Raw genomic sequence first — 26655 nt, forward strand, 5'->3', positions numbered from 1 at the left:
AGTGCCCTCTCAGAGCCGCTGGGCCAGGAAATCGAGGACGCCCGTGCGGTGACCGCGGTCGCCCACGGCCGTGCTGTGGTCGCGGTTCGGAAGTTCGAGGGCGGTGCCGTTCGGAAACAGCGCCGCCAGCGCCGGACCCGAGCCCGAGACGGTGTCGAGGGTGCCAGTCGTCACCAGGGTCGGTGACGAGATCTCGGCGACTTCGGCGCGCGACAGGGTCTGGCGCGAGCCGCGCATACAGGCGGCCAGGGCCCGCAGGTCGCTCTTCGTCTGCTCGGCGAAGGTGCGGAACGCGGCGGCCGTCGGGTTCGGGGCCGGTGCGCCGGGCTCCGCCTCCAAGGCCTCGGCGATCCCGTCGGGCAGGCCCTTGCCCTCGATCAGATGCAGGCCGAGACCGCCGAGCAGCAGCGAACGGACGCGCTCCGGCGCATCGAGCGCCAGGAACGCGGCGATGCGCGCGCCCATCGAGTAGCCCATGACATCGGCCTTGGGGATCCCGAGATGGTCGAGGAGGCGGCGCGCGTCCTGGGCCATGAGGTCCGCGCCGTAGACCTCCGGATCGTAGAGCTTCTGGCTCTCGCCGTGCCCCCGGTTGTCGAGGGCGATGGTGCGGTAGCCGGCCTGGGTCAGGGCCCGGACCCAGAGCGTGTTGACCCAGTTCACCGCATGGTTCGAGGCGAAGCCGTGGATCAGCAGGACCGGGTCGCCCGACCCGCCGACGGCGGGGACGTCGATGTAGGCGAGGGAAACACCGTCGGAATCGAAGCGCTGCATGGGCTCGGGCCTTATCGGTCGGGGCATGGTCCCGCCTCCTTGAACCGTCGGGCGCGCGGACGGAAGCCCTCCGGTGGCGCATGGGCGCACATGAAAGCGGCGGCAGGTTGCCCTGCCGCCGCGTTTCGCCGAAACCGGATCGTCCGATCGGATCAGAAGGTGATGCCGGTCTCCAGCATGTAGCGCTCCTGCGAGGTCTTCAGGCCGCTGCGGCCGAAGCCGAGGCCGGGCGTGATGTCGTAGAGCTGCACGGTCGAGAACTCGCCGCGGACGAAGTAGCGATCGAAGGTGAAGGTCGGGGTCACGGTGAAGGAGAAGGCCGAGCTGCCGGCGCCGTAGAGCACCGAGGTCTGACCGAACGGATTGTTGCGATTGCCGCTCTGGCTGATGTACTCCACGCGGCCCGCGAGGGCGAAGTTGTCCGTGAAGGCGTAGCTGGCGAGGAGGGCGCCGCCGATGGTTTCGGCACCGGCGAGGCCCAGGACGGCGTTCTGCTCCACGTTGGTGTACTGGACGTACGGCGTCACGATCCAGGGACCGTCCGCATAGGTGTAGTTGGCACTGATGATGCTGCTGTTCTGCAGCGAGACGGGCGTGGCGTACTGGAAGCGAAGGCCGCGACGACCGAACGGGTCCGCGAAGTCGAAATTGGTGTAGCTGGAGAAGTGCGTGCCGCCGTTGATGCCCACCGTGTTGGCGGGGTCGATCTTGTAGGTGATCGCACCCGTGACCCAGTTGATCTCGCCGGAATAGAAGCCGTCGGTCGCGGCGAACGAGGCCGCCCACGGACCATCCGAGTAGTTCACCTGCACACCCTGGTTGATCACGTTCTCCTGGCCGAAGAGGAGGCCGCGCGAGATGTTCAGGTTCTGGAAGGTGAACGGCAGCTCGGAGCCGATCAGGGTCGGCATCCGACCGCCCTGGATCGACCAGTTGTCGTTGATCACGTACTTTCCGAACACGATCGGCGCCGGGGAATACAGCAGATCCGTCTGGTCGAAGGTGCCGTAGATCGGCAGGCCGAGGCCGGGGATCGAGTAGGCGCCGAAGGCGGCGTAGAACTGGAACGGGCCGTCGGCCTTCTGGATGAAGCCCATCAGGTTCGAGACGTCCACGCGGCCGGCCCGGTCACTCGGTAGCGGAGCGGGCGAGAACGTGTACTGGTTGGGCTGGGTGTAGAAGTAGCCCGTGACCGCACCGCCGACATAGACGTCGCCGAAGGCGCCGAGCGTCAGGCAGGACGGGTTCGGGTTCTGCTTGATGACGCCGCCATAGGCCGGGAAGGTGATCTCGGCCTTGCACGGCGCGGGCGGGGCAGGGACCGCCAGCACCTTCGCCGGCATGTCGGCCGCGAAGGCGCAGACCGAGGACAGCAGGACGGCGGAAAGGGCGAGAAGCGAGCGCTGCATGGCGATGGGAACTCTGCGGGAGGATCTGCGTTGGGGCGACGTTCTCAAAGGTTCCCGGTTACGGCAAAGCTATCCTTTGTGCAGACGCCTATTTTTCGGGCAATTCAGGCCGCTCGAACTGGGTTTCGGTCGTGGTGTTGCCGCAATGGAACAGGTCTGAGCACCAGATTCGGTCTCGACGATTGTCCTCTGCTTCCGAAGTGGCGCGACGGTCAGGTCTGATCTGCGGCCGACCGCATTCGCCCGGAGGGGGCGCTGCGGGCTGATCGGCCCGGAATGTCCGGGACCTTTCGATCCTCCCGCGGCGGCGTCGCTTGCCGCCGCGTCCGTGCGCTGGCATCAGCACGCACGATGAAAGACACGCAGCCCTACGGCACTTACGCTCCCACAGGCCTCGTCGCGCGCATCGCTCGGCAGACGGGCCGGATCTCCTACGCGAGCTGGGCCGGGCGACGCCTCGCCCTGTTCCTGCGCCGCGTGGCGATCGGGCTGCTGCGCGGCGCCCCTCTGGACGTCGAACGCTACGGCGCCCGCATGCGGCTCTACCCCTACAACAACAACTGCGAGAAGAAGGTGCTCTTCACGCCGCAGTTCTTCGATCCGGAGGAGCGCGCACTTCTACTGGCGAAGCTTCAGCCCGGCTGCACCTTCCTGGATATCGGCGCGAATATCGGTGCCTACGCGCTGTTCGTGGCGGCCTTCGCGGGGCCGCGCGCCCGGATCCTGGCCGTCGAGCCGCAGCCGGACGTGTTCGACCGCCTGACCTACAACATCGCGCAGAATCCGTTCGGAACGGTCAAGGCGGTGGCCTGCGCGGTCGCCGACAAGGCGGGGGAACTCACCCTGTTCGTGGATCCCCGCAACCGGGGGGAATCGAGCCTGAAGATCGTCGGGACGAACGAGGGCGCGCAGATTCGTGTGCCGGCCGTGCCCCTGCTCGATCTCGCCCTCGGCGAGGGCATCGCGCGCATCGACGCGATGAAGCTCGATGTCGAGGGCGCCGAGGACCTGATCCTCGAACCCTTCCTGCGGGCCGCCCCCGCGAGCCTCCACCCGCGGCTGCTCATCGTCGAGAACGGCACCGACCAGTGGCAGATCGACCTGCCCGCCTTGCTCGAGCAGCACGGCTATCGCCGGATCGCTCGCACCCGCCTCAACCTGATCTTCGAGCGGGCCGACTGACGGGCCCGCGCGGTTCTTCTGGGACGCGCGCCCTACAGCACCGGGATGGCGTCGGCCACGGCGATGCCGACCGGGTCGATGCGGCAGCGATGGGCGTGGACGGCGACGCCGGCCGCCCGAGCGGCCTGAAGCGCCCGGTCGAAGGCAGGATCGAGGTCCCGCGCGGCATCGAAGCGATCCGCCCACATCTGCACCACGATGATGACCATGGCACGGCCCCCGGCCTCGACGACGGCCGCGAGGTCCGTCATGTGGCGGGCGCTGCGGGCGGCGACGCAATCGGGAAATTCCGCGAGGCCGGGGCTGCGCATCAGGTGACAGTTCTTCACCTCGACATGGCAGGGCGGCATCCCTTCCCCGGTGGCGAGGAAGTCGACCCGGCTGGCCCGGGCGTAGCGGACTTCGGGGCGCAGGCCCGTGTAGCCGGCGAGGCAGGGCAGGCCGCCGGCGGCGAAGGCCTCCGCCACCAGGGCGTTCGGCCGCATCGTGTTGATGCCGACCCATTGCCGGCCGCTGGGCAGATCCGCCTCCACCAGTTCCCAGGAAAAGGGGAGCTTGCGCGTCGGGCCCCGGACGTCGGACAACAGGGCCCGCGCGCCCGGCACCGCAAGTCCCAGCATCGCCCCCGGGTTGGGGCAATGGGCCGTGATCACGGACCCGTCGGCAAGCTGCAGGTCGGCGAGAAAGCGCTTGTAGCGACGCAACAGGTGCGCCTCGATCAGGGGCGAAGGGAAGCGCATCGCGGGTCCTGGGCAAGAAACGGGTTGATACGGGCCCCCGTCGACGGGGAATCGGGCCGTCGTGAGGCGCCCGGGCTGGTCAGTACCGACCGGATGCGACAGAATTCGCGCGGCGCGCCCGGGTCGAAGACCGGGAAAGCCGCAGTTCGTCCGCGAGGCCGCCATGTTCAATCTGTTCGACATCCTTCAGGCGCAGGCGGGCCCCAACGCGCAGGGTTTCGGACGGCAGTTCGGTTTGTCGCCGGAGCAGAGCCTGCGCGCGATGGAAGCCCTGCTTCCGGCCCTCACGATGGGGCTGCAGCGGAACGTCGCCCAGGATCCGACCGGCTTCGCCCACCTCTTCAATCTCGTCGGCCCCGCCGCGCCGAAGGCGTCGAGCGCGACGCCGCAGATGGACATGCTGGTCCAGCAACTCTTCGGCTCGCCCCATCTGAGTCAGGCCGTTCTGCAGCAGGCCGCTGCCGTCAGCGGCGTGGCGATGCCGGCCTTGAAGCAGATGCTGCCGATCATGGCCGGCATGGTGGTGGCGGGGATCGTCCACGTCATGATCAACCAGGCGCCTGCCGCGGCGCCGGTCCCGCGCGCCGAGGCGAACCCCTTCGGCTTCCCGCCCAATGCCTGGTCGGAGATGATGCAGGCGTTCCTGAACTCCGGCGCCAAGGCCCCGAAGCCCGCGACGCCCTCGCCCCAGGCACGGCCGCGTGCGGCGTCGACGTGGCTCGCGGCTTCGCCCCGGCCGGAGTCCGCCGCGCCGGACAGGTCGGCCACGGAAGCGCCCTTCGACGTAATGCAGCAGATGTTCCAGACGGGCCTGGAGGTGCAGCAGGAGAACGCCCGCGCGATGCAGCGCCTGTTCGATACCTTCTGGCAGGATCCCCGCAATCCCACCGAGACGGGCGGCAACGGTTCGGGTGACCGGCCCAAGGCAGGACGCACCGGGCAGCGCTAGCCGAAGACCCGCCGTCGGCGACGCCGGCAGAGGACGGCAGAGAACCGATCGTCGCCGGGCCATCGACCCGAGGGCGCTGCGCCCGGGCGCCCTGCCGACCGGTTCCGACGCCGGCCGTCCAACTCGTTCGTCGGATCGGGGCACCACTCGATCGCAGCGATGGCCGCAGCGGCAGGCCGGCGTGGCGCTCGGGCGACGCCCAGATCCGCCCTTCCCGAACGGATCGAACGGATCGGGTCCGAGAGGCTTGAGATGGGAACCCTTGCAGAACACTTACGGAACGTTTAACGTGTTCGTGGTTTGTTTCTAGTGCCACCCGCCGCGATCCGTGGCGCTAACGAAGAGTGTCCCGCATGTTGACGCGTAAGCAGCTGGACCTGCTCCAGTTCATCCAGCTTCGGATGCGCGAGAGCGGCGTTCCCCCGTCGTTCGACGAGATGAAGGATGCCCTCGACCTGAAGTCGAAGTCGGGCATTCACCGCCTGATCACGGCCCTGGAGGAGCGCGGCTTCCTGCGCCGGCTGCCCAACAGGGCGCGGGCCATCGAGGTGATCCGGATGCCGGAGAGCCTCGGGGGGAATGCGGGCGCCCCGCGCGCCGCTCCGGCCTCCGAGGTTCGCCGCTTCACGCCGAGCGTGGTCGAAGGCGGCAAGGGCAAGGGCCTGCCGGCCGGCGCATCGGTGTCCCGACTGCCGACCACGCAGGCCACCGACGAGAGCGGTCGGGCCGTGACCATCCCGGTGATGGGTCGGATCGCGGCCGGTACGCCCATCTCGGCCATCCAGGAACAGAGCCATTCGGTGACGATGTCGCCGGATTTTCTGGCCGGCGGCGAGCATTACGCCCTGGAGGTGCGCGGCGATTCGATGGTCGATGCCGGGATCCTCGACGGCGACCTGGTGGTCATCCGCAAGCAGGACACCGCCAATACGGGCGACATCATCGTGGCCCTCATCGACGACGAGGAGGCGACCCTGAAGCGCCTGCGCCGGCGTGGATCGTCCATTGCCCTGGAAGCGGCGAATCCGGCCTACGAGACGCGGGTCCTCGGCCCGGATCGGGTGCAGATCCAGGGACGTCTCGTCAGCCTGGTGCGCCGCTACTGAAGGGGGTCCCCGTCCGGTTCATCGCCGGACGGATCCGACGGATCGCGGGTGCGATCGGGGATTTCCGGTAAGACCGACGCCGGCGGTGTCGAAGATGGCAAGGACGTTCCCGGCGGGTCCACCGGCTTGCGCAAAGGCGTCGCACGCCAGGGCACGACATCCCCGGGATGCTTCGCGGAGGCGAGGGACGGCCCATCGCGGGTGAGGCGAATCGCGGTCGCACCGTGCGATCCCAGGAAATCCCGGTCGATGACGATCGATGCGGCGCAGCCCCCGGGCGTGGATTGCCGGGTGATCAGGATGTCGGCCCTGGCGCAGTCCTCTCCGAGGGCACGCTTGTCGGTGGTCAGGGCGAGCACGCGGCCGTCGGGTGTGGTCAGGGTACAGCCCAGGCGATCGCAGCGCGCGCCCTCGAACCCCGTGACGTCCTGTACCCGTCGGTCGTCTCCATCGGCCTTGAGCCATTGCGCGAGCACGAAGGGGGGCGGCCGGCCAAGGGTGGCGAGCCGCCCATTGCGCTGGCGGATGGCGGCGCCCGCCCCCTCCCGATCGACGTAGATGTCGTAGCGATCCGGGGCAGCCGCACAAGCGATGCCGATCGCTGCCGGAACGAGGCCGAGCCAGCGCAGCGACGAGGCCGGGAGCGTCAGGACGATCAGGGCGGCGGCCAGGAGGCCGAGGGCCCCCGTGCCGAAGGCCGGGACCACGACGACGGCGTTGCCGAAGCCCGCGATCCAGGTCGAGATGGTCAGCATCCCCCGCACCGCCAGGCCCATGGCCCACCAGACCGGCTGATCCAGCGCGAACGGATAGGCGAGGATGCCCAGAACCGCTGACGGCATCACCGCCAGGGAGACGAGCGGCAGGGTGAGCGCATTGCCCACCAGCCCGAAGGGCTGCACCGTCTGGAAGTGGTAGGTGGCGAAGGGCGCGGTGGCGATCTGGGCCACGAGCGTCGTGGCCAGGGTGCCGAAGACCGCCGCGGACGCCAGGGCGAAGATCCGGGGGAGCAGGCCGGAACCGTCGCGCTGCCGGCCACGTCCGGCGATCAGCGGCGCGCAGGCGATCAGGCCGGCCACCGCCGCGAACGACATCTGGAAGCTCGGGCCGAGGAGGCCGTCCGGCTCGCGGGCCAGGGCGATCAGGGCGGCGAGGGCCAGGTTTCGCATGCTGAGCGCCGGGCGGTCGACCAGGATCGCGCCGAGCATCACGAGGGTCATGATCAGCGAGCGCTCGGCGGCGATGTCCCAGCCGGAGAAGACGCAGTAGGCCGTCACGCCCACCATGGCGACGGCAGCGGCGATCTTCTTGATCGGCCAGTGCAGTGCCGCGAACGGAACGAGGGCCAGGAGCGCCCGCACGAGCCAGAACACCACGCCGGCCGCCAGGACCATGTGAAGGCCCGAGATCGAGACGACGTGGTAGATGCCGGCGGCGCGCAGGATGTCGTTGGTCTCGGGGCTGATCAGGCCGCGCTTGCCCGTCACCAGGGCCGCCGCCACCGCTCCGGCCTGTCCGCCGTTGGCGTCGGTGATGCGGCGCGTCAGGGCGTTGCGGGCCGCGTCGACGGCGGCCGCGAGGCGGATCTGCCAGTCCGCGCTCTCGGCCGGCGGCCGCAGGTCGACCTTGCCGACGAGGGAGCCCACCGCGCCGATCTCACGGAAGAAGGCATCCCGGGCGAAGTCGTAGCCTCCGGGGCGGGCGGCTTCCGGCGGCGGAAGCAGGCGCGCGGTCGCGGCGATGCGGTCGCCCGGCTTCAGGGTATTCGCCTTGCGGTAGGAGGCCCGCACCCGGACCGGGCGGACCTCGGCGCCGAGGGTGCCGAAGCTCTCGACGCGGAGGATCAGGCGCGCCCCCTCCTCCCGCTCGTCCAGCCCTTCGATGGTGCCCACCAGCGGACCGATCGTGGTGCGGGCGAGGATCGGCCCGTCGACCGAGCGGACGCGCGCGGCGGCCGCCGCGAAGCCCAGGAGGGCGGCGACGGCGGCGAGCACCAGGGCCAGGCCGAACGGGCGCGCCACGAGGAGGGGCGTCGTCGCGGCGAGCAAGGCGGCGGCCGCGAGCGGCGCCAGGAGCGACGGCGTCCCCTGCGTACCGAGGAAGAACGCGAGGATGCCGCATCCGAACGCGACGGCGAGCCAGGCGAAGAGCCGGCGCTGCTCGATCTCGCGGGTCCATCCCGCCCGGAACCAGTCGCGGATCGGCCCGGCGCCCGGGCGACGCGCGGCGAGGTGGCGCGTGATGCGCCCCATCGCCGCCGTCGCCCGCGCCTGCGCCATCGCGAAAACCTCCGGGCGTGCGTCCGTGACCGGGAGCCGGCGATGCGCCCTGCGATCCTGGGAACAGGACGATTCCTTAACGCGTGCCCGCGCGCATGCTACACGCGCGGTTCCGGGCCGGTCGATCCGCTTCCCGCCCGAATCACGAGCCATTCAAGTCCAGATTGATGTCGTCAGCCGTCGTCACGCGTTTCGCGCCCTCGCCCACGGGCTACCTTCACATCGGCGGGGCTCGCACGGCCCTGTTCAACTGGCTCTATGCCCGCCGCTTCGGCGGCCGCATGCTGCTGCGCATCGAGGACACCGATCGCGAACGCTCGACGCAGGGCGCCATCGACGCGATCCTGGACGGCATGCGCTGGCTCGGGCTCGATTGGGACGGGGACGTCATCTACCAATACGCCCGCGCCGCCCGTCACCGCGAAGCCGCCGAGAGCCTGCTGGCCTCCGGCCACGCCTATCGCTGCTACGCGACGCCCGACGAACTGACGGCGATGCGCGAGGCGGCCCGCGCAGAGGGGCGGCCCCTGCGCTACGACGGGCGCTGGCGCGACCGCGACCCGTCCGAGGCGCCCGCCGGCGTCAAGCCGGTGATTCGCCTGCGCGCCCCGACCGACGGCGAGACCGTGGTCGAGGACGGCGTGCAGGGTCGGGTCGTCTGGCAGAACAAGGATCTCGACGACCTCGTCCTACTGCGTTCGGACGGCAACCCGACCTACATGCTCGCCGTCGTGGTGGACGATCACGACATGGGCGTCACCCAGGTCATCCGCGGCGACGACCACCTGACCAATGCGGCGCGCCAGCGCCAGATCTCCGATGCCCTCGGCTGGGAGGCGCCCGCCATGGCGCATATCCCGCTGATCCACGGCGCGGACGGCGCCAAGCTGTCGAAGCGGCACGGGGCCCTCGGCGTCGACGCCTACCGCGACCTCGGCTACCTGCCGAGCGCCCTGCGCAACTACCTCGTGCGCCTGGGCTGGAGCCACGGTGACCAGGAGGTCTTCTCCACCGAGGAGATGATCGCCGCCTTCGACCTCAAGGCCATCGGGCGGTCGCCCGCGCGCTTCGACTTCGCCAAGCTGGAAAACCTCAACGGCCTCTACATCCGTGGCGCGGCCGATGCGGACCTCGTCGCGGCGATCGACGACGTGCTGCCGGCGCTCGGCCCGGCACGGGGGATCGCGGTGCCCATGAGTCCGGCTCTGCGGGAGACGCTCACCGCCGCGATGCCGGGCCTGAAGGAGCGGGCCAAGACCCTCGTCGAACTCCTGGACAGCGCCTACTACCTCACCGCGGCCCGGCCCCTCGTGCCCGACGAGAAGGCCAAGGGTCTGCTCGGCGACGAGGCCCGGAATCGCCTGGCCGCCCTCCTGCCGGCCCTCGAGGGGTTGCCCGATTGGACCGCCGCCGCCACCGAGGGCGCGGTCCGGCAGTTTGCAGAGGCGAACGGCCTGAAGCTCGGCCAGATCGCGCAGCCCCTCCGGGCGGCGCTCACCGGCCGCGCCACCTCGCCGCCGGTCTTCGACGTCATGGCCGTGCTCGGCCGGGAGGAGTGTCTCGGCCGGCTCCGCGACCAAACCGGCTGACCATCGCACTGCAGCAAAATGCCGGTTCGTCCGCGTGCTCCGAGTGGAAGAATGACAAATCGGCCCGGATTTCGCTTCGACGTCGAGGTGAGCCGGGCCGTCGGTTGATGACGGTCCGCCGATCCGCTACCCCCATGCTCGTGTGAGCAAGTGCAGCATGCGCTGTATTTGCACCCCGGACCCGGGTGGTCGATTGCATCGCCACGCGGGCCGACGCCGCCCCGTTGCCACGAAAGGGTCCAGGTCTCCATGAGCGCCTCCAGCACGATCACCGTGGGCGACAACCACGTCGAACTTCCGATCAAGACCGGCACCATCGGGCCGGACGTGATCGATATCGGCAAGCTCTACGCGAAGACGGGCAAGTTCACCTTCGATCCCGGCTTCACCTCCACCGCCTCCTGCGAGTCGAAGATTACCTACATCGACGGCGATGCGGGCATTCTCCTCTATCGTGGCTATCCCATCGAACAGATCGCCGAGCACGGCGACTTCCTCGAAACCTGCTACCTCATGCTGTTCGGCGAGCTGCCGACCCCGGCCCAGAAGGCGGATTTCGACTACCGGATCACGCGCCACACCATGGTGCATGACCAGATGAACCGCTTCTTCCAGGGGTTCCGCCGCGACGCGCACCCGATGGCGATCATGGTCGCCTGCGTCGGTGCCCTCTCGGCCTTCTATCACGATTCCACCGACATCTCGGACGACCAGCAGCGCATGGTCGCGTCGATGCGGATGATCGCCAAGATGCCCACCCTAGCGGCGATGGCCTACAAATATTCGATTGGACAGCCCTTCGTTTATCCGAAGAACGATCTCGACTACACCTCGAACTTCCTGCGGATGTGCTTCGCGGTTCCGTGCGAGGAGTTCAAGGTCAATCCGATCTTCGCGCGCGCGCTCGACCGGATCTTCATCCTCCACGCCGATCACGAGCAGAACGCCTCGACCTCGACCGTGCGTCTCGCGGGCTCCTCGGGGGCCAATCCCTTCGCCTGCATCGCGGCCGGCATCGCCTGCCTGTGGGGACCCGCCCACGGGGGCGCCAACGAGGCGGCCCTGAAGATGCTCGAGGAGATCGGGCATCCGGAGAACGTGGCCAAGTACGTGGCCAAGGCCAAGGACAAGAACGATCCCTTCCGCCTGATGGGCTTCGGCCACCGCGTCTACAAGAACTACGATCCGCGCGCGCGCATCATGCAGAAGACCACCCACGAGGTGCTGGGTCAGCTCGGGATCAAGGACGATCCGCTGCTCGAAGTCGCCGTGCAGCTGGAGCAGATCGCCCTGAAGGACGACTACTTCATCGAGAAGAAGCTCTATCCGAACATCGATTTCTACTCGGGCATCACCCTCAAGGCGATGGGCTTCCCGACCTCGATGTTCACGGTGCTGTTCGCCCTGGCCCGCACCACCGGCTGGATCGCCCAGTGGGCCGAGATGATCGAGGATCCCTCGCAGAAGATCGGCCGGCCGCGGCAGCTCTACATCGGTCCCGACAAGCGGGAATACACCCCGATCGATCAGCGCGCCTGACCCAGGCCACCCCGCGCCGGACACCCTCCGGCGCGGAATGCGTCTTCGGATCGGTGCCGTCGCCGCCGATCCGCGACCCGGACCGCCCTAGTGCGGGCGCGCGCGATCGACGATGGCCCGGGCGGCCGCGAAGGCCTCGTCGGGATCGAGCGCGGTGGTATCGAGGAGGACGGCGTCGGTCGCCGCCTTCAGCGGCGCCGTGGAACGCTGCGCGTCCCGTGCGTCGCGGGCGACGATATCGTCGAGAATGGCGCCGAGGCTCGCGGATTCCCCGCGCCGCAGCAATTCGAGGTGGCGGCGCCGGGCGCGCTCCTCGGGCGCGGCCGTGATGAAGAGCTTCACCTGGGCGTTGGGGCAGACCACGGTCCCGATATCGCGTCCGTCCAGCACGGCGCCGCTGGCATCGCCGGCAAAGCGCTGTTGCCAGGCCAGGAGGGCGGCCCGCACGGCGGGGACCGCCGAGATGCGGGAGGCCGCCTCGCCCATGGCGCGCTCGCGCAGGCGCGGATCGGCGAGCCGGTCCGCGATCAGGCTGGAGGCGGCCCGCGCCGCGGCCTGATGATCGTCGAGGCTGTGGCCGGAATCGATCACCGTCAGGGCGACGGCCCGGTAGAGCAGGCCGGTATCGAGATGCGGCAGGCCGTAATGGGCGGCCAGCCGCTTGGCGAGGGTGCCCTTGCCCGAGGCGGCGGGGCCGTCGATCGCGATCACCATCGGCATCGCGCTCACCCTTCGATCCGGCCGCCGAGGCCCTGCATCGTCGGCAGGAAGCTCGGGAAGCTCGTGGCGATCATCGCGCCGTCATCCACCGTGACCGGCTCCCGGGTGGCGAGGCCCATCACCAGGAACGCCATGGCGATGCGGTGATCGAGATGGGTCGCCACGGTGCCACCCCCCCGGGCCGGCTCGCCGGTGCCGTGGACGACGAGATCGTCACCCTCGACGAGATAGGCGACGCCGTTGGCGCTGAGTCCGTCCGCCACCGCCGCGAGGCGGTCGGATTCCTTCACGCGCAGCTCGTGCAGGCCGCGCATCCGCGTGGTGCCCTCCGCGAAGGCGGCCGCGACGGCGAGCACCGGGTACTCGTCGATCATGGCCGGGGCGCGCTCCGGGGGCACGTCGACGCCCCTGAGGCGGCTCGCCCGCACGCGCAGGTCGGCGACGGTCTCGCCGCCCTCCTCCCGCTCGCGCAGGCGCTCGATGTCGGCGCCCATCTCGATCAGGGTGGTGATGAGCCCGATCCGCAGGGGGTTCATCATGACGCCTTCCAGCGTCACCTCGGAGCCGGGCACGATGAGGGCCGCCACCAGGGGGAAGGCCGCCGACGAGGGATCGGCGGGGACGACCACCTTGGTACCCCGGAGCATGGGCTGCCCGGTGAGCGCGATCGTCCGCCCGTGTCCGTCGGGGCCGTGGGGCGTCACCGTGACCTCGGCGCCGAACAGGCGCAGCATCCGCTCGGTGTGATCGCGGGTGGCCGCCGCCTCGATCACCGTCGTGGTCCCGGGGGCGTTCAGGGCGGCCAGCAGCACGGCCGACTTGATCTGGGCCGAGGCCACGGGCGTCTCGTAGGTGATCGGGATCGCCTCGCGGGGGCCGCGCAGGGTCAGGGGCACGCGGCCGCCCTCCTCCTCGCGCACCACCTCGGTTCCCATCCGCACCAGCGGATCCAAGATGCGGCGCATGGGCCGCTTGCGCAGGGAGGCATCGCCGTCGAAGGTCGCGGTGACCGGCTGGCCGCCCACGACGCCCATCATCAGGCGCGAGCCGGTCCCGGCATTGCCGAAATCGAGCACGTCCTCGGGATCGCTCAGGCCGCCGATCCCGACGCCGCGCAGGCGCCAGCGCCCCTCGCCCACCCGCTCCACGTCGGCCCCGAGGGCCTTGGCGGCCGCCGCGGTGCGCAGGACGTCGTCGCCCTCGAGAAGGCCCTCGACATTGGTCTCGCCGATGCTGAGCAATCCGAGAATCATCGCGCGGTGCGAGATGGACTTGTCCCCCGGAGGCCGCAGGCTGCCCTGGAGGGGCAGGCCCGCATGGGCGGTCAGGGGGTGCGGCTGGGAATCATGGGACACGGGCGTCGACTTTTCGGCTGGGCGCAGGGGCGCCTGCGGGCTTCTGCAGGCGCGCCGATCATGGGGCCGGTTAACATGCGTCGCCGCCGCCGTCATCCGATGGCGCGCATCCCGGGCCGCTTGGCCCGGAAAACGCCCGTGGACGGCCGAAGACGGACGTGGAACGTACGTCAACCGCAAGAGAATTTGACAGGAGCGTCCCACGCGACTAACGGGGCGCCTCTCCCAAAAGATCGCACGTACTAGAGGTTCGCCCGTGGCCAGACCGGAACTCGGCTTGAAGCGTCAATGCATGAGCTGCGGCGCCAAGTTCTACGACCTCGACAACGACCCTCCGACCTGCCCGAAATGCGGAACGATCTATCAGGTCGCGGCAGCCTCCGGCCGTGCCGCCCCGGCCCTCGCGGCGCGGGCCAACGCCGCCCCGGCCGATGACGACGAGGATACGGATGCCGAGAAGGGCGGTCCGGAGATCGTGTCCCTCGACGAGGTCGAGGCGGCCGAGGACGAGGCGGACACGACGACCGAGGACGTCGACGGCGACAGCAACGACGATACGGACGACACCTTCCTCGAGGAAGAGGACGCCGGCGACGACGACGTGGCCGACCTGATCGACGGCGACATCGAGAACGACGAGGAGAGCTGACGCTCGCCCGCGCCCTCCGCCCAACCTCCGGCAAAAAAGTTTGCCGGCGGGGCACAAAGGGGGTTGAGGCCGCGGACAAGCCCCAGTACATCACCGCTATCGGCGGTGGGCGACACGCCCGCCGACGACGAACACCCCGGGCCTTCCAGAGGCCGGGGTGTTGAGAGTGGGGCCTTAGCTCAGCTGGGAGAGCGCTTCCATGGCATGGAAGAGGTCATCGGTTCGATCCCGTTAGGCTCCACCAACTCTCTATTTAGACCACGACATACCCAGCCCCTGGCCCCGCCCGATGTATCCGCGTCGTGCGGTTTTCGGCGTTTGGCCTCCGCGCTGCGAACGGCGCGCGATCCCTCTGGACGTCGCCCGCAGGAAATCGCCCGGACTGCGAAATAGGGGTTGAGGCGGCGGCCCGATCCCAGTATGTCACCGCCATCGCCGGTGCGGCTCAGGCCTCTCCGCTGCGGACGACCCACCCGGGTGATCCAGAACCCCGGGTGCTGAGAGTGGGGCCTTAGCTCAGCTGGGAGAGCGCTTCCATGGCATGGAAGAGGTCATCGGTTCGATCCCGTTAGGCTCCACCAAACTTCCCCTCCCCCCGTCCCGGCATCGACGTAGACCTTTTCGCCCGTGCTGCGTATGGCGGTGCGGTGTGAGCACGTGCGGCGGCCACGACGACGCGCGGTGCAGGTGAATGGGACGTGGTTCGGTGTTCATGGCGACGTCCCTCCCCGGCGACCCGGTCACGATCCCTGCTGCGGCCACCCTCCTGAAGGACCTGTGTGACCGGCTGCGCGCCGGCCCGAGTGCCACGGCGGTTCTGGAAGACTGGTGCTGCGCCCGAGGGCTCGCCCAGTCCCCCGGCCTCGTCGCCCATGCGGTCCCGGCGCCGGAGCGGCCGGCCAGCCCGGTGCAGCGGGAGCGCCTCGCCCTGCCGCGCACGGTGCCGGTGCGCTACCGCCGGGTCCGCCTGACCTGCGGCGCGCTCGTCCTGTCGGAGGCGGAGAACTGGTACGTCCCGTCGCGCCTCACGCCCGCGATGAACCGGTTGCTGGAGACCAGCACGGTGCCCTTCGGCCGCGTCGTGCACGACCTGTCGCCCACCCGCCGGACCCTGTCCCTGGGCCTCCTGCCCGCGGGGGACCGTCCGGACACCGCCGGGCCTGCCGACCCGCTCTTCGCGATCGAGGCGCTCCTGCTGCGGGCGGACGGCCTGCCGCTCTGCGAGGTCGGCGAGACCTATACCGGCGCCGTCCTGGCCCGCGCCTGAGGCGGCCCCGCCGTCACGGCCGACCGAAGGTCTGGCCAGCGGAATAGACGCACGCTATGCCCCCGCCCGACGAACGCGCAGGGCGAGGATTTCCGACATGGCGATCACGGGACGGGTGTTGCGGAGCGCAGGCTGCGCAGGGGCGGTCGCGCTTCTGCTGAGCGGCGCGGTCTCGGCCCAGCAGGGACGGGACGCCACGGGGCTGTGGCTGACGGAGACCGGCGCCTCGAAGGTGCGGATCAGCCGCTGCGGCAACGGCTATTGCGGGACGCTGGCGAGCGTCGCGGGTCCTGGCCTCGACGCGAAGAACCCCGACCCGTCCCTGCGCACCCGCAGCCTCGTCGGCGTGCAGATCATGGACACCCGCACCGCCGGCGCGAACGGCTACGAGGGCACGCTCTACAATCCCAACGACGGCAAGACCTACGCCGGCACCCTGACGCTGAAGGGGGCGGACATTGTCGAGGTCTCGGGCTGCGTGATGAGCGTGTTCTGCAAGAGCCAGACCTGGAAGCGCGTGAACTGAGCACGCGCCGCCCCCCGGACGAAGCGGAGGAGCGGGCGCGGGCGTGTCAGGCCGTGAGGGCGGCGCGGATGGCGTCGATGGCGGCCTGGGCCCCCGCGCCCTCGGGACCACCGGCCTGGGCCATGTCGCGGCGCCCGCCGCCGCCCTTGCCGCCGAGATGGCCCGCGCCGGCCCGGACCAGGGCCACGGCGTCGTAGCGCTCGGTGAGATCCGGGGTGACGCCGACCACGAGGCCGGCCTTGCCGTCGGGGGCGACGCCCACGATGGCGACGATGCCGGAGCCCAGGCGGGTCTTGCCCTCGTCGGCGAGGCTCTTGAGGTCGCGCATCTCCACGCCCTCGACCACCCGCGCCATGACCTTCACGCCGCCGATCTCGGCGATGCCATCGTTGCCGCCCGCGCCCGCGCCCCCCATGGCGATCTTCTTGCGCGCGTCGGTGAGGTCGCGCTCCAGGCGCCGGCGATCCTCGATCAGGGCCGCGAGGCGATCCGGCACGTCGGCCGTGGCGGCCTTCAGCAGCCCGGCGATCTGCGCCAGCGTCCGGCTCTCCTCGACGCGGTGGCGCCGCGCGGCATCCGCGGTCAGGGCCTCGATGCGGCGGACACCGGCGCCGACGGCGCTCTCGCCCACCACCGAGACCTGGCCGATCTCGCCGGTGCGCCCCGCATGGGTGCCGCCGCAGAGCTCCACCGAGAACGCCTTGCTGCGCCCGCCCTCGCCCGCGATCGGGGCGCCCATGGAGACCACGCGGACCTCGTCGCCGTACTTTTCGCCGAACAGCGCGCGGGCGCCGGATTCGATGGCCTCGTCCACGGCCATCAGCTTGGTGACCACCGGCGTGTTCTGCAGGAGCACGGCGTTGGCGATGTCCTCGACGGCCCGGATCTCGGCCTCGTCCATGGGCTTCGGGTGGCTGAAGTCGAAGCGCAGGCGGTCGGGGGAGACCAGGGAGCCCTTCTGAGCGACGTGGTCGCCGAGCACCTGGCGCAGGGCCTCGTGCAGCAGGTGCGTCGCCGAGTGGTTGGCGCGGATCGCGGCGCGGCGGCCGTGGTCGACGGCGAGTTCGACGGCCTGGTTGAGCGACAGCGTGCCCGCGTCCACCGTGACGTGGTGGACGAAGAGATCGCCGAGCTTCTTCTCGGTGGCGGTGACCCGCGCCTTCAGGCCGGCCGCCGACAGGGTGCCGGTGTCGCCGACCTGGCCGCCGGACTCGCCGTAGAACGGGGTCTGGTTCACGAGGACGAGGCCGGTCTCGCCCGCCGTCAGGCTCCCGGTCTCGGCGCCGTCGCGCAGCAGGGCGGTGACGATGCCCTCGGCGCTCTCGGTCTCGTAGCCGAGGAACTCGGTGGCGCCGACGCGCTCCTTCAGGCCGTACCAGACCGTCTCGGTGGCAGCCTCGCCCGAGCCCGTCCAGGCGGCGCGGGCGGCCTTGCGCTGGCGCTCCATGGCCTGGCCGAAGGCATCCGTGTCGACGCCGATGCCGCGCGCCTTCAGGGCGTCCTGCGTCAGGTCGAGGGGGAAGCCGTAGGTGTCGTAGAGGGTGAAGGCCGTCTCGCCCGAGAGGTTCTGGCCGGAGCGCAGGTCGCGGCTCTCGGCGTCGAGGATCGCGAGGCCGCGCTCCAGGGTGCGGCGGAAGCGGGTCTCCTCCAGCCGCAGGGTCTCGCCGATGAGGCCCTCCGCGCGGGTGAGTTCGGGATAGGCCTGGCCCATCTCGCGCAGCAGCGTCGGCACGAGGCGGTACATCATCGGCTCGCGCGAGCCGAGGAGTTCGGCATGCCGCATGGCGCGGCGCATGATCCGGCGCAGGACGTAGCCGCGGCCCTCGTTGCCGGGCAGCACCCCGTCGGCCACGAGGAAGGACGCGGCGCGCAGGTGGTCGGCGATGACCCGGTAGGAGGCCTGCGTGCCGGGCTCGGGCGGGCGACCGACCGCGTGGCTCACGGCGTCGATGAGGGCGCGGAAGAGGTCGGTCTCGTAGTTGCTCGTCACCCCCTGGAGGATCGCGGCCATGCGCTCGAGGCCCATGCCGGTGTCGATGGAGGGGCGCGGCAGGGCGAGGCGGTTGCCCGGCTCGACCTGCTCGTACTGCATGAATACGAGGTTCCAGAACTCGAGGAAGCGGTCGCCGTCCTCGTCGGGGGAGCCGGGCGGCCCCCCCTGGAGCGTCGGGCCCTGGTCGATGAAGATCTCGGAGCACGGGCCGCAGGGGCCGGTATCGCCCATCTGCCAGAAATTGTCGGAGGTGCCGATGCGGATGATGCGGTCGTCCGAGAACCCCGCGATCTTGCGCCAGAGACCGGCGGCCTCGTCGTCGTCGGCATAGACCGTCACCAGCAGCCGGTCCTTGGACAGGCCGAACTCCTTGGTGATCAGGTTCCAGGCCAGCTCGATCGCCCGCGGCTTGAAGTAGTCGCCGAAGGAGAAGTTGCCGAGCATCTCGAAGAAGGTGTGGTGCCGGGCGGTGTAGCCAACGTTGTCGAGGTCGTTGTGCTTGCCGCCGGCGCGGACGCATTTCTGCGCCGTGGTGGCGCGGTCGTAGGCGCGCTTCTCGACGCCGGTGAAGACGTTCTTGAACTGCACCATGCCGGCATTGGTGAACATCAGCGTCGGGTCGTTGCGCGGCACCAGCGACGAGGACGGCACCACTTCGTGGCCCTCTTTCGCGAAGTAGTCGAGGAAGGTCGACCGGATCTCGTTGACGCCGCTCATCGCATCACAACTCTGTCGTAGGGTGCCGCCGGCATACGGGCGCCCCGGAACGCTCCGGCGCGCCGCATGCTGCGCGCCGAACATCCCGTATCCAGGGGCTCCGCCGCGCAGGCGCACTCATAAGGAGCGTTCCAGCGCAAGTCACGACCGGGTTTCGCTTTTGCCCAGGGCCGAGCTAGGAACACCCCGCACCTCTTCTCAGGGACATCGCCCCATGCCGGTCGAAATACGCCTCCTCGCCTGGTCCTGCCTGCTCGGTCTGGTCCACATCGTCGCCGCCTCCGCGAGCGGCGTGCAGCAGCGGGGCGGCTTCGGCTGGGCGTCCGGCAATCGCGAGGGGCCGACGCCCGAGGTGACGGGCGCCGCGAGCCGGCTGGAGAAGGCGTCGAAGAACTTCCTCGAGACCTTCCCGATCTTCGCCGCCCTCGTCCTCGCCTGCGTGGCGACGGGCCGCCACAACACGGCGGTCGTCCTCGGCGCCTACCTCTACTTCTTCGCCCGGCTGGTCTACCTGCCCGTCTACGGCTTCGGCATCCCGAAGGTCCGCTCCCTGGTCTGGCTGGTCTCGATCGTCGGCATCCTGTTCGTGCTGTGGGGCCTGTTCATCAAGCTGCTGCCCTACACGCCCTGAGGCGTGGTCGCGCCGTCGCCCGCCTGCCCGTCCCTCGCCGGCGCGCCCCTTGCCGGCGCGCCCGGCGGGCGCATATCGTCGGGGCTCAACCGCCCCGACCATGCGGGCGGACTTCGGGAGACATCCATGCGATCGGTCCTCACCGCAACGCTGCTGGCCGGTTGCGCCGCGCTGGCGTTCACCGCCGGCGCCCGCGCGCAGGGCGCCGCGCCCGCCGAGACCAAGGCGAAGGCCGACGCCCTCGAGAAGCTCACGGGGATGCAGGGCACCGGCACCGCGGAGGCGCCGGAGATCCCGCAGACCGGCCGACGCGCCGACGCCCTGCGCAGGACGCTCGCCAAGATCAAGCTCCCCGACGGCTTCAAGATCGACCTCTACGCCGTGGTGCCCGATGCCCGCTCGATCGCGGTCGGGCCCAATGCCGGCGTGCTGTTCGTCGGAACGCGCAAGAGCAAGGTCTACACGGTCACCGACCGGGACAAGGACCGCGTCGCCGACGAGGTCCGCGCTTTCGCCCCCGGCCTCGATTTCAAGATCCCCAACGGCGTCTGCTTCTCCAAGGACGGCGTCCTGACCATCGTCGAGCAGAACCGGGTCCTGTCCTTCCCGGCGGCGGAATTCTTCTACGAGAGCCCCGACGTCGCCGCCGGCGTGCTGGTGAAGCAGGGCGACCTGATTCCGGCCGCCGAGGAGAGCTACAACCACACCGCCCGGATGTGCCGGGTCGGGCCCGACGGCAAGACCTACATCTCCCTCGGCCAGCCCTACAACGTGCCCCCGGCCGCCAAGCGCGACCTCTATGCCAAGACCGGCATCGGCGGCATCATCCGCATGGACGCCGACGGCAAGAACCGCGAGGTCTACGCCACCGGCATCCGCAACTCGGTGGGCATGGACTTCAACCCCGCCGACAAGGCCCTGTGGTTCACCGACAACCAGGTCGACGGCATGGGCGACGACATCCCGCCCGGCGAGCTGAACCGCATCGCCAAGGCCGGCGAGAATTTCGGCTTCCCGTGGTTCGGCGGCGGACAGGTCCGCACCGTCGAGTACAAGGACGAGACGCCGCCGAAGGACGTGGTGTTCCCGCAGGCGGAACTGCCGCCCCACGCGGCCGATCTCGGCATGACCTTCTACAACGGCCGTCAGTTCCCGGATTCCTACAAGGGCGGCATCTTCACCGCCGAGCACGGCTCCTGGAATCGCACCCAGCCCCTCGGGGCGCGGATCATGTTCGTGCCCATCGACAAGGACGGCAAGGCCGGCGCGCCGAAGCCCTTCGCGGAGGGCTGGCTGACGCAGGACGGCGAGTATCTCGGTCGCCCGACCGACGTGGCGGTGCTCCTCGACGGCTCGCTCCTCGTGGCCGACGACACGGCGGGCGCGATCTACCGCATCTCCTACGAGGGCAAGTAGCGTGCGGTCCGTCTCCGGAACCGCGGGGCCCGTCCGGGCGGCTTTGCTGGGCGTCCTCCCGATCCTGCTCCTCGGTCACGGGGCGTGGGCGGGGGACGCGAAGGCCGGCCGCAAGGCGGCGGTGGCCTGCCAGACCTGCCACGGCCTCGACGGGGTCTCGAAGCTCCCCGAGGCTCCGAACCTGTCGGGTCAGGTCGAACCGTACCTCGTAAAGGCGCTCAAGGAATATCGGGACGGCACGCGGCGCAACGAGATCATGAACGTCGTGGCCAAGCCTCTCAGCGACATCGAGATCGCCGATCTGGCCGCCTATTACGCGGCGATCCAGGTCGACGTTCTCCCTCCGGGCTGACCGGCGGATGCAGGAACGAGAAAAGCCGCCGGGCATCGTGCCCGGCGGCCTTTTTTCTGGCTTTGAGAGCCGCGCCATCCCGTTCCGGGAGCGCGGAAGGCCCTCAGGCCTCCCCCTCGTCGAGCTCGTCCTCGGTCGGCTTGGCGTTCTCGAGGATCTTCTCGGCGACGAGCCCGGAATTCTGGCGGATCGAGGTCTCGATCTTGCCGGCGATCTCCGGGTTGTCGCGCAGGAAGCCCTTCGAGTTCTCGCGGCCCTGGCCGAGGCGCTGGCTGGCATAGGAGAACCAGGCGCCGGACTTCTCGACGATGCCGGCCTTGACGCCGAGGTCGATGAGCTCGCCGACCTTGGAGACGCCTTCGCCGAACATGATGTCGAACTCGACCTGCTTGAAGGGCGGCGCGACCTTGTTCTTCACGACCTTGACGCGGACCTGGTTGCCGATGGCCTCGTCACGATCCTTCAGGGTCGAGACGCGGCGGATGTCGAGGCGCACGGAGGCGTAGAACTTCAGGGCGTTGCCGCCCGTGGTGGTCTCGGGGCTGCCGTACATCACGCCGATCTTCATGCGGATCTGGTTGATGAAGATGACCATGCACTTCGAGCGCGAGATCGAGCCGGTGAGCTTGCGCAGGGCCTGGCTCATCAGGCGCGCCTGAAGGCCGGGCTGCGAATCGCCCATCTCGCCCTCGATCTCGGCGCGCGGCGTCAGGGCCGCCACCGAATCAACCACCAGCACGTCGATGGCCCCCGAGCGCACCAGGGTGTCGGTGATCTCCAGGGCCTGCTCGCCGGTGTCGGGCTGCGAGATCAGGAGGTCGTCGAGCTGCACGCCGAGCTTGCGGGCGTAGACCGGGTCGAGGGCGTGCTCGGCGTCCACGAAGGCGCAGACGCCGCCCTTCTTCTGGGCCTCCGCGATGGTGTGCAGGGCGAGCGTGGTCTTGCCCGAGGATTCCGGGCCGTAGATCTCGATGACGCGGCCGCGGGGCAGGCCACCCACGCCGAGGGCGATGTCGAGGCCCAGCGAGCCGGTGGAGATCACCTCGACCTCCGCGACCTTGTCGTTCTTGCCCAGGCGCATGATCGAGCCCTTGCCGAAGGCCCGCTCGATCTGCGACAGCGCGGCGTCGATCGCCTTCGCCTTGTCCTTGTCCACCATCGGGGAATCCACAACTTTCAGCGCGGGCTGGGCCATTCGTCGGCATCCTTATGCATGGGGGAGGTGCAAGGCTCAATGCGCCCCGGTTGCCGATTGTGTACCTGTTTTGTTCTCATCGGGCAAGGTGCCGGGGCGAAGATTTCCTGTCGCGGCGCGGGAATCGTCGCCCCCGGGACCCGTCGTCCCGATGCGCGCGCCTACGCCTCGTGACACGGTGTTTGGTACGCTAACAGGTTGCAAGATTGAATAATACAATCTATCGTCCACAAGTCGAACCTGAGACGGATTCGACGCGCTTGGTGCTTGCGCCGCGCTGTTTACGAACTCCTCAGTCGCCATCGATGCACGCGACATGACGCACCCGCGGCGCTGAGGATCAAGTGGCGGACACGGCACCTTCTTTGGAGGTCCATGTACCGACATCGTCACGGATTGCTTGCCCTGATCCATCCTCTCAGGCGTAAGGTCATGATTTCCAGCGTCAATCCAAGCCTTGGACAGATCTACAACCTCGCAGAGATGGCTCCGGCAATCACCAAGATGCCGGAAAGTCGACGCACGGAACGTGAGGCGGAGTTGAACCCGCCACCACCCCCGGCTCCTGGGAACGTCGTGGCGGACAATGATCCGTCGAACCAATATGCGACTCTGGAAAAAAACGGCCGTGTCCTTGCGACTGTGTATAAAAGCGGTCTTATTTCGACTCCAAATGAGGTCCAGCTGCCAAGTGACCTTGCCAACGACGGACACGGAACGTCGTTAGCCGACGCTCGCCTGAAGCAGATGTTGGACATGTATGGCGGTGAAATCAAATACACGCAGGATGCCATGATGCAGGCCGCCTCGAAGACGGCCTCCACGCTGTTCTCCGCTCACCTCGCAGGCCAGACATGAGACCAGTTAGAAACCGCATCAGAGGCAATTCATCTGATCGCCAATAACGCTTGAAAGGAAAGCAGCGGGCTGCTTTCGAAATCTCGATCGCCTCTGTACTCTGTTTTGTGCCAGTATAGCATATTCGTGGAACGACGAGCACGGCGAGGGCCTGTCGGCACCTGAACGGATTGCTCGCGCTCGCGTTTTCCCCTCCCGGCGTCGGGCGGGTCGATGCCGAGTGGGGCGCGAGGGGCCGAACGGGAGCCCTTGGTCGAGGCCTGCCGGCCGAGCGCCAAGACACCACCGCAGGATCGACGCCGCACTCTCCCGGCGATTCTCTGGCTGCGGCCGAGCGAGACGCTGAGGAAGCGTTGGGCCGCTCATGGGGCGGCTATGGCACCAGGGCCTGCGTGATCGCCGATGGCCGAGGGCGCGCCATCGCCGTCCGGTCGGACCCCGGTCAGGACCATGAACGACCCCACGCCGTTCCCTTGCTCGACCAGCCGCCGGGCGTGCCCCGGTGGGTGGTGGGCGACCTCGGCTTCACGAGCCACGCCGTCCGCGAGGACATCCGGGACATGGGCGTCCTCTGCCGCGCAGCCGCCCTCGACCGGCTCGGGCGATGACAAACCCTAGCGGGCGATGGTCTCCTTCACCGTCTCCACGAGCTGCTTCAGGCTGAAGGGCTTGGGCAGGAAGTTGAAATCCTCGCCGTCGGGGAGGTTCTTGCGGAAGGCGTCCTCGGCGTAGCCCGACACGAAGATGACCTTGAGGTCGGGGGATTGCTTGCGCAGTTCGCGCAGCAGGGTCGGCCCGTCCATCTCGGGCATCACCACGTCGGAGACGACGAGATCGATGGTCTCGGTGGTCTCGGCGATGATCCGCAGGGCATCGAGGCCCGAGGCGGCTTCGAGCACGGTGTAGCCGCGGGCCGACAGGGCGCGGCTGTTCACGGCGCGCACGGGGTCCTCGTCCTCCACCAGCAGGATCACGCCCTGGCCGGTATGGTCCGGCGCCGGCTTGCGGGGCGCGGGCTTCTCGCCGTCTGGGCGTGGCCGGTCCGGCCCGCCCTTGAGCCGGGTGGCCGCGATCGCGGCGGTGCTCTGCCCCGTCGGGGGAGCCAGCGCGAGCTCCGGCTCGGGCGCGGGCTCGGCGGCGGGTTCGTGGCGCGGGAAGTAGATCCGGAAGGCGGTGCCCTCCCCCACCGTGGAGCGCACGTCGATGGTGCCGCCGCTCTGCTTGACGATGCCGAACACCGTCGAGAGGCCGAGGCCCGTGCCCTTGCCGATCTCCTTGGTGGTGAAGAACGGCTCGAAGATCTTTTCCATGACGTCGGGCGGAATACCCTGCCCGGTGTCCAGGACCTCGATCAGCACGTGGTCGCCCACCGGCATGCCGACGCGGGTCTCGCTCGGAACGGCCTCGTCGACGACGTTGGCGGTGCGGATCAGCAGGCGGCCGCCCTCCGGCATCGCGTCGCGCGCGTTCACCGCGAGGTTCACGATCACCTGCTCGAACTGGTTTACGTCGGCCTTGATCGGCCAGATGTCGCGCCCGTGCTTCAGGTCGAGGTCGACCCGCTCGCCGAGCAGACGCTTGAGCAGGAGCGTGAGGTCCGAAAGGGCCTCGCCGACGTTCATCACCTCCGGGCGCAGGGTCTGGCGCCGCGAGAAGGCGAGCAGCTGGCGCACCAGGCTCGCGGCCCGGTTCGCGTTCTGCTTGATCTGCATGATGTCCTGGAAGGCCGGGTCGGTCGGCCGATGGCTGGCCAGGAGCAGGTCCGAATAGCCGATGATCGCCTGGAGGACGTTGTTGAAGTCGTGGGCGATGCCGCCGGCGAGCTGGCCGACCGTGTCCATCTTCTGCGCCTGCGCCACCTGCTGCTCGAGCTGGCGTTGGGCGGTGGTGTCGAGGGCATAGAGGATGACCCGCTCGCGGTCGCTCTGCTCGGCCTCGTCCCGGCCGCTGCCCGCCGGCTCGCCGCCCGCCGGGCTCAGCCAGACGCGGGCCGACCGGTTGCCGGGGCCCGAGAGCGCGATCTCGATGGGCTGCACCTCGACGAGACCGGCCGCGGCCTTGCCCAGGGCCGCCTCGAGGCCGGCGCGATCGCGCTCGGCGATGGCATCCCACATGGTGGGCTCGCCCTGGAGGTCGTTGCGCCCATCGGGCAGGGCCTGGCGCGGAAGCCCACCGAACAGCCGTGCGAAGGAGGCGTTGGCGCGGGCGATGTGACCGCTCTGGTCGAGGGTCGCGATGGCGATGGGGCTGTTGTTCAGGAAGCGCGCGAGCCGCACCTCGGCGACCCGTTGCGGCTCGTCGCTCTCGGCACCCGCCGAGCGGTTGAGCACGAAGGTGCGCGACGGGCCGGGCCGTCCGTCCTGGCCGAAGGCGACCCGATGGTACAGGCGCGCGGGCAGCGGATGTCCGTTGCGGCGGCGCAGGTCGAGGTCGAACCGGTCGGTCCGGACCTCGCCCGGCAGGCCCTCCGAGGCGGTCAGGACGTCGGCGCCGGGGGCGATCTCGGGCAGGCGCAGGCCGCCGGAGCCGACCGTCGCGAGGTCGTAGCCGAGCCAGGCCGCGAGGGTCGCATTCATGTAGACGATCGCGCCGGTCGGATCGATCGAGAGGAAGCCGGCGGGGGCGTGGTCGAGATAGTCGATCGCGTGCTGGAGTTCCTGGAAGACGTTCTCCTGGCGCTCGCGCTCGTGGGTGATGTCGCTCACCGTCCACAGGGTCGCCGGGCGACGGGGCCGCTCGATCGGGCGCACGCTGATGCGGAACCAGGCGAAGGCCCGCTCGGCCGCGCTGCCCGGAGGCGGGGCCATCCGGATCTCCTCGGCATGCCCGAGGCCGTCGCGGGAGGCCTGGGCGAGGCGGTAGACCGCCTCCGAGACCTCCGGCGAGCCGACGAACACCCGCTCCACCGGGCGCAGGCTGGCGAAGGTCTCGCCGCCGGCGATGCGCAGGTACGATTCGTTGGCGTAGATCAGGCGCCCGCCCTCCTCCACCACGATCGCGCCCTCGGGCGCGGCGTCGACGATCGCCTTGGTGATGTCGTCCCGGGTGGTCTGGCCGGCGAGCTGGATCGCCCCGATGGCGAGGGCGAAGAGGCAGAACACGCCCGCCATGGCGAGGAGCGCCAGCAGCCCGAGGATCAGCGGCTGGGCCTGCTCGCTCGCGACGAAGGACAGGCCCACGGCGGCACCGACGAGCAGGCCCGCCAGCACGAGGAGCAGCCCGACGCGCCCGGGCCGCTCGGAACGATCGATCGCGTTCGACGCGGGCTTCCCGTGTCCGCTGAACTCAACCATCCGCCGCCGACCCATCCCTGAAGCTCATCCGGTTAGCCCCTCGGTTTCGCACGCAGCAAGGGCAAACCGGCGTATGTCGCCGAGAAATCTCGCGAAAGAGGGTGCATAAAGCGTGG

The 26655-nt window shown here is 69.6% G+C and carries 21 protein-coding genes, 2 tRNA genes and 1 pseudogene; 15 read left to right on the plus strand and 9 right to left on the minus strand.

Features of this window, described 5'->3' with window-relative positions; translation table 11 throughout:
- Positions 1–9: 9 nt before the first annotated feature.
- Entirely contained in the window at positions 10–774 is a 765-nt protein-coding gene (locus ASG51_RS07450; RefSeq protein WP_056379993.1) for an alpha/beta fold hydrolase, read from the minus strand.
- Between the two features lie 152 nt (positions 775–926).
- Positions 927–2189, minus strand: a complete 1263-nt coding sequence (locus tag ASG51_RS07455) for an outer membrane beta-barrel protein (protein WP_056215943.1) — start codon at positions 2187–2189, stop codon at positions 927–929.
- A 345-nt stretch (positions 2190–2534) separates the two neighbouring features.
- On the opposite strand from ASG51_RS07455, the gene ASG51_RS07460 reads away from it, so the two are divergent.
- Positions 2535–3365, plus strand: a complete 831-nt coding sequence (locus tag ASG51_RS07460; RefSeq protein ID WP_056379996.1) for an FkbM family methyltransferase — start codon at positions 2535–2537, stop codon at positions 3363–3365.
- Positions 3366–3397: 32 nt separating this feature from the next.
- Here the strand turns inward: ASG51_RS07460 and sfsA are convergent, their stop codons facing one another.
- Positions 3398–4105 (minus strand): DNA/RNA nuclease SfsA, encoded by a 708-nt coding sequence (gene sfsA, locus ASG51_RS07465; protein ID WP_056379998.1) that lies wholly within the window; start codon positions 4103–4105, stop codon positions 3398–3400.
- A 61-nt stretch (positions 4106–4166) separates the two neighbouring features.
- Between sfsA and ASG51_RS07470 the strand changes: the two genes are divergently transcribed.
- Both ASG51_RS07470 and lexA read left to right on the plus strand, forming a co-directional pair.
- A complete protein-coding gene (locus ASG51_RS07470) occupies positions 4167–5054 on the plus strand; it encodes a DUF937 domain-containing protein (RefSeq protein WP_156389612.1) in 888 nt (295 codons plus the stop codon).
- Positions 5055–5407: 353 nt separating this feature from the next.
- Positions 5408–6160, plus strand: coding sequence for a transcriptional repressor LexA (lexA, locus tag ASG51_RS07475; RefSeq protein ID WP_056215804.1), 753 nt, complete (start codon positions 5408–5410; stop codon positions 6158–6160).
- On the opposite strand, the gene ASG51_RS07480 is transcribed toward lexA, so the two are convergent.
- Complete coding sequence (locus tag ASG51_RS07480) at positions 6154–8412, minus strand: ComEC/Rec2 family competence protein (protein ID WP_056380039.1); 2259 nt, start codon at positions 8410–8412, stop codon at positions 6154–6156. The genes lexA and ASG51_RS07480 overlap by 7 nt on opposite strands.
- 194 nt (positions 8413–8606) lie before the next feature.
- On the opposite strand from ASG51_RS07480, the gene gltX reads away from it, so the two are divergent.
- Together gltX and gltA are read left to right on the plus strand one after the other, a co-directional pair.
- A complete protein-coding gene (gene gltX, locus ASG51_RS07485) occupies positions 8607–10028 on the plus strand; it encodes a glutamate--tRNA ligase (protein WP_056380002.1) in 1422 nt (473 codons plus the stop codon).
- A 249-nt stretch (positions 10029–10277) separates the two neighbouring features.
- The gene (gene gltA / locus ASG51_RS07490; protein ID WP_056215808.1) at positions 10278–11567 is read left to right on the plus strand and encodes a citrate synthase; all 1290 of its coding nucleotides are present in this window, start codon (positions 10278–10280) and stop codon (positions 11565–11567) included.
- 87 nt (positions 11568–11654) lie between these two features.
- On the opposite strand, the gene cmk is transcribed toward gltA, so the two are convergent.
- Complete coding sequence (gene cmk / locus ASG51_RS07495; RefSeq protein ID WP_056215952.1) at positions 11655–12287, minus strand: (d)CMP kinase; 633 nt, start codon at positions 12285–12287, stop codon at positions 11655–11657.
- A 5-nt stretch (positions 12288–12292) separates the two neighbouring features.
- A complete protein-coding gene (gene aroA / locus ASG51_RS07500; protein ID WP_056215810.1) occupies positions 12293–13642 on the minus strand; it encodes a 3-phosphoshikimate 1-carboxyvinyltransferase in 1350 nt (449 codons plus the stop codon).
- A 256-nt stretch (positions 13643–13898) separates the two neighbouring features.
- Here aroA and ASG51_RS07505 point away from each other — a divergent pair, with 256 nt between their 5' ends.
- The 5 genes from ASG51_RS07505 (at position 13899) to ASG51_RS07525 (ending at position 16084) form a co-directional block, all read left to right on the plus strand.
- Positions 13899–14291, plus strand: coding sequence for a TIGR02300 family protein (locus tag ASG51_RS07505; protein ID WP_082487898.1), 393 nt, complete (start codon positions 13899–13901; stop codon positions 14289–14291).
- A gap of 168 nt (positions 14292–14459) precedes the next feature.
- Positions 14460–14535: transfer RNA gene (locus tag ASG51_RS07510), tRNA-Ala, on the plus strand.
- A 261-nt stretch (positions 14536–14796) separates the two neighbouring features.
- Positions 14797–14872 (plus strand) — tRNA-Ala (locus ASG51_RS07515).
- Positions 14873–15003: 131 nt separating this feature from the next.
- Positions 15004–15558, plus strand: coding sequence for a hypothetical protein (locus tag ASG51_RS07520; protein WP_056380041.1), 555 nt, complete (start codon positions 15004–15006; stop codon positions 15556–15558).
- 97 nt (positions 15559–15655) lie between these two features.
- Positions 15656–16084, plus strand: a complete 429-nt coding sequence (locus ASG51_RS07525) for a DUF2147 domain-containing protein (RefSeq protein ID WP_056215815.1) — start codon at positions 15656–15658, stop codon at positions 16082–16084.
- Positions 16085–16130: 46 nt separating this feature from the next.
- Here the strand turns inward: ASG51_RS07525 and alaS are convergent, their stop codons facing one another.
- Positions 16131–18794: an alanine--tRNA ligase gene (alaS, locus tag ASG51_RS07530; protein WP_056380004.1), complete on the minus strand. Its 2664-nt coding sequence runs from the start codon at positions 18792–18794 to the stop codon at positions 16131–16133.
- Positions 18795–19008: 214 nt separating this feature from the next.
- Here alaS and ASG51_RS07535 point away from each other — a divergent pair, with 214 nt between their 5' ends.
- The 3 genes from ASG51_RS07535 (at position 19009) to ASG51_RS07545 (ending at position 21193) form a co-directional block, all read left to right on the plus strand.
- The gene (locus ASG51_RS07535) at positions 19009–19425 is read left to right on the plus strand and encodes an MAPEG family protein (protein ID WP_056215820.1); all 417 of its coding nucleotides are present in this window, start codon (positions 19009–19011) and stop codon (positions 19423–19425) included.
- 126 nt (positions 19426–19551) lie between these two features.
- Positions 19552–20841 carry a PQQ-dependent sugar dehydrogenase gene (locus ASG51_RS07540; RefSeq protein WP_056274106.1) on the plus strand — a complete coding sequence of 430 codons (1290 nt, stop codon included), beginning with the start codon at positions 19552–19554 and terminating at the stop codon, positions 20839–20841.
- Between the two features lie 43 nt (positions 20842–20884).
- Positions 20885–21193 (plus strand): cytochrome c, encoded by a 309-nt coding sequence (locus ASG51_RS07545; protein ID WP_056274105.1) that lies wholly within the window; start codon positions 20885–20887, stop codon positions 21191–21193.
- Positions 21194–21296: 103 nt separating this feature from the next.
- Here the strand turns inward: ASG51_RS07545 and recA are convergent, their stop codons facing one another.
- Entirely contained in the window at positions 21297–22388 is a 1092-nt protein-coding gene (recA, locus tag ASG51_RS07550; protein WP_056215830.1) for a recombinase RecA, read from the minus strand.
- A gap of 432 nt (positions 22389–22820) precedes the next feature.
- On the opposite strand from recA, the gene ASG51_RS23970 reads away from it, so the two are divergent.
- Positions 22821–23246, plus strand: coding sequence for a hypothetical protein (locus ASG51_RS23970; protein ID WP_210168758.1), 426 nt, complete (start codon positions 22821–22823; stop codon positions 23244–23246).
- A 213-nt stretch (positions 23247–23459) separates the two neighbouring features.
- Positions 23460–23800 (plus strand): annotated as a pseudogene (locus ASG51_RS23230) (transposase); the annotation flags it as partial.
- Between the two features lie 60 nt (positions 23801–23860).
- Here the strand turns inward: ASG51_RS23230 and ASG51_RS07555 are convergent.
- The gene (locus ASG51_RS07555) at positions 23861–26539 is read right to left on the minus strand and encodes a PAS domain-containing sensor histidine kinase (protein WP_056380006.1); all 2679 of its coding nucleotides are present in this window, start codon (positions 26537–26539) and stop codon (positions 23861–23863) included.
- Positions 26540–26655 lie beyond the last annotated feature (116 nt).

This window comes from Methylobacterium sp. Leaf465 (genome assembly GCF_001424705.1).
GTDB lineage: Bacteria > Pseudomonadota > Alphaproteobacteria > Rhizobiales > Beijerinckiaceae > Methylobacterium.

Coding starts and splice junctions, on each gene's coding strand:
- ASG51_RS07450 (WP_056379993.1), bottom strand. CDS start 774: ATGCAGCGCTTCGATTCCGACGGTGTTTCCCTCGCCTACATCGACGTC.
- ASG51_RS07460 (WP_056379996.1), top strand. CDS start 2,535: ATGAAAGACACGCAGCCCTACGGCACTTACGCTCCCACAGGCCTCGTC.
- sfsA (WP_056379998.1), bottom strand. CDS start 4,105: ATGCGCTTCCCTTCGCCCCTGATCGAGGCGCACCTGTTGCGTCGCTAC.
- lexA (WP_056215804.1), top strand. CDS start 5,408: ATGTTGACGCGTAAGCAGCTGGACCTGCTCCAGTTCATCCAGCTTCGG.
- ASG51_RS07480 (WP_056380039.1), bottom strand. CDS start 8,412: ATGGGGCGCATCACGCGCCACCTCGCCGCGCGTCGCCCGGGCGCCGGG.
- gltX (WP_056380002.1), top strand. CDS start 8,607: ATGTCGTCAGCCGTCGTCACGCGTTTCGCGCCCTCGCCCACGGGCTAC.
- gltA (WP_056215808.1), top strand. CDS start 10,278: ATGAGCGCCTCCAGCACGATCACCGTGGGCGACAACCACGTCGAACTT.
- cmk (WP_056215952.1), bottom strand. CDS start 12,287: ATGCCGATGGTGATCGCGATCGACGGCCCCGCCGCCTCGGGCAAGGGC.
- ASG51_RS07520 (WP_056380041.1), top strand. CDS start 15,004: ATGGCGACGTCCCTCCCCGGCGACCCGGTCACGATCCCTGCTGCGGCC.
- ASG51_RS07525 (WP_056215815.1), top strand. CDS start 15,656: ATGGCGATCACGGGACGGGTGTTGCGGAGCGCAGGCTGCGCAGGGGCG.
- alaS (WP_056380004.1), bottom strand. CDS start 18,794: ATGAGCGGCGTCAACGAGATCCGGTCGACCTTCCTCGACTACTTCGCG.
- ASG51_RS07535 (WP_056215820.1), top strand. CDS start 19,009: ATGCCGGTCGAAATACGCCTCCTCGCCTGGTCCTGCCTGCTCGGTCTG.
- ASG51_RS07540 (WP_056274106.1), top strand. CDS start 19,552: ATGCGATCGGTCCTCACCGCAACGCTGCTGGCCGGTTGCGCCGCGCTG.
- recA (WP_056215830.1), bottom strand. CDS start 22,388: ATGGCCCAGCCCGCGCTGAAAGTTGTGGATTCCCCGATGGTGGACAAG.
- ASG51_RS23970 (WP_210168758.1), top strand. CDS start 22,821: ATGATTTCCAGCGTCAATCCAAGCCTTGGACAGATCTACAACCTCGCA.
- ASG51_RS07555 (WP_056380006.1), bottom strand. CDS start 26,539: ATGGTTGAGTTCAGCGGACACGGGAAGCCCGCGTCGAACGCGATCGAT.